The organism is Bacteroides sp. 51 (assembly GCF_010500965.1).
In the GTDB taxonomy this organism is placed as follows: domain Bacteria; phylum Bacteroidota; class Bacteroidia; order Bacteroidales; family Bacteroidaceae; genus Bacteroides.
The window spans coordinates 1-2,419 of record NZ_QVMI01000073.1 but is presented as its reverse complement, the minus strand read 5'-3'; the positions used below and the strand labels follow the sequence as shown (position 1 = coordinate 2,419).

Here is a 2,419-nt window from a genome sequence, read left to right as displayed (position 1 = left end):
TTGCCGGGTAGGTCAGGGGCATTACTGCCCCCTCCCCCCCTAAGAACCGTACGTGAAAGTTTCCCTTCATACGGCTCAAGCAACTTTAAATTTCTATCTAATAGAAACCAGCTCATTGTTACATCTTTTTTAATTGGTTATTACTTCTGCGGCATCTGTCATGCACTAAGTGATTCTCCTTTTCTTGGGTGCTTTTCCTTTCGGTAGTACCCCATGAATCGTCCATGTCGATGGCTTCACCGCATAACGGACAAATCCCTTTCTGCTTTTTCCACAGGTACAGCAACGTATGTTTGTCATTGAGGTTCTTGAGCATTTTGTACTCTTTCCTCCTCTTGAAGTATTCATCCCATTCGGGGTCAAACGGATTGGATTCGGCTTTCACTTTCACATAGCGGGTAATCTTCGTATCATACAGTCGTTTGAGAGCTATTCTATCATCTTTAGCTCCTTTCTTGAAGTTTGCTACAAAGCACCAGTTTCTGTTTTTGATTCTTGTGAAATACTTATCTGCAATCCAGTTCTTTCCTTTCTTAGGATGTCTTCTTCTTGCCCATTGCCATAGCTTTTCGAATATCAAGTAATCAGCTTTCCTAAAGGTATCAGAGGCTACACTATACTTATAATAGTTTACCCAACCTACAATTACAGGATTCATTAGTCGTATAAGAGATTCTTGCTTGCTTCCTTTGTTGGAATCAATGATTCCACGGATTTTCTTCATGAATTTCTTCAGACCTTCTTTGGACGGTTTGATTAGAAGCTTTCCGTTATCATATTTACGGACATTGAACCCGAGAAAGTCAAAACCCTCGCTTATGTGAGTTATCTTCGTCTTTTCTTCTGACAGGGTAAGCCCTCTTACTTGAAGAAACTCTTCTACTAATGGTTTAATTTCTTGCTCCAATACCTCTCTTGACCTACCTGTAATGATAAAATCATCTGCGTATCTCACAAGATTTACTTTCGGGTAAAATACCTTCCCGTTAATATTCTTACGTTTGTACTTCTCCTTTAAAATAGTTTCCAATCCATCCAATGTCATATTAGCCAGAGTTGGAGATATAATCCCACCTTGGGGTGTTCCTTCTTCGGTTTGGAATAGTTCCTTATTGAACACAAAGCCGCATTTCAACCATTTACGAAGCATTACTTTATCCATAGGGATATTGTTTAGTAACCATTCGTGGCTGATATGGTCGAAGCATCCTTTAATATCTCCCTCCAGAATCCATTCGGGGGACATATCCTTTGCAAGGTCAATGAAACATTGCTGCCTTGCATCTGCGGTACTTCTTTCTTTGCGGAATCCATAGGAATTTCCGTCTGCCGTAGTTTCGGCAACAGGTTCCAACGCCAACAGGTATAATGCTTGCATTGCCCTGTCTTTTATTGTTGGAATACCAAGAGGTCTTAATTTACCATTACTCTTTTTAATATGTATCCTTCTTAAAGGTTGAGGAGTGTACCCTCTTCTTTTCAGTTTGCTGATTGCCTGAAATTTAGCATTAGGAGTTGACCATAGTACACGGTCGACACCCGCAGTATTACTGCCTTTATTAGATGTAATACGCTTTATCGCCAATGCTTTGGCGTAAAACGAATGCGTCAGCGTCCATTGCAAAGCTTTCACCCTGCCATGTCTGCCTTCTTTCTGAGCTTTTACAATACGTGCTTGTAGCTTATTAACCGCAGCTTGGCACTTGTCCCAGTTGATACTGTTCCAAGTGTCCCACTGTTCATGGTCAGTAGATGCACACGATGTTTTAATTTCGTTCATTTGCTTTTCTTCTTTAAATAAGTTCTAAAAGTTTCTTGTAAAAAGTCACCTTGCGGAAGTCTGCCCACTTTCGTGTGAGATGATGTTTCAATCTCTATCCTTTCCATTACAGAAAGGCATTCGCTTTTTCCACATTCCTATACCCGCATCCCATTCGGCGTTCCTTGCGGTCGGCTTACCTATCCTGAAAGACAGGAGAAATACGGGCTTACCATGTTCCCTGTAAGTGACAAATGAATGGGTTAGAATCCGTCTATCCGCCGACAGTCATTATGTTCGTGTAACCTTAGCGTGGAGAAGGTTAACCGACTGCGTCCCTTTTGGGTTAGAGCCCAGCATTGTTAGCGGCTCCTTAGAAGTTACGACGTTTACCAACGGTTCACATTTGTTATTCATACCATTCAGCCTAGCTCCCACGCCGTTTAATGCTAACAGCGGTTGTCTTCCCCTCACGGTTCTGACTCCTCCTTTCGAAAGGGCTTCATTGTCGGGACAGCTCTCACACGAATTCATTACTTACTATCGCATGTGCCCTAGGCTACTGCTGACGAAACAGCAGGTTTAATCATTCTATTTCCAACCCGTAGAATGGAACGTTAAACAATCACTCACATGACTTACATGTCACAGCCATGCTTC

1 protein-coding gene and 1 pseudogene are annotated in these 2,419 nt (G+C 42.0%); both read right to left on the bottom strand.

Going from position 1 to position 2,419, the window contains the following annotated elements; translation table 11 throughout:
• Nucleotides 1-116 (bottom strand): annotated as a pseudogene (locus D0T87_RS24770) (TraG family conjugative transposon ATPase); the annotation flags it as partial.
• Nucleotides 117-118: 2 nt separating this feature from the next.
• Nucleotides 119-1,780: a group II intron reverse transcriptase/maturase gene (gene ltrA, locus D0T87_RS23405; RefSeq protein WP_163178555.1), complete on the bottom strand. Its 1,662-nt coding sequence runs from the start codon at nucleotides 1,778-1,780 to the stop codon at nucleotides 119-121.
• Nucleotides 1,781-2,419 lie beyond the last annotated feature (639 nt).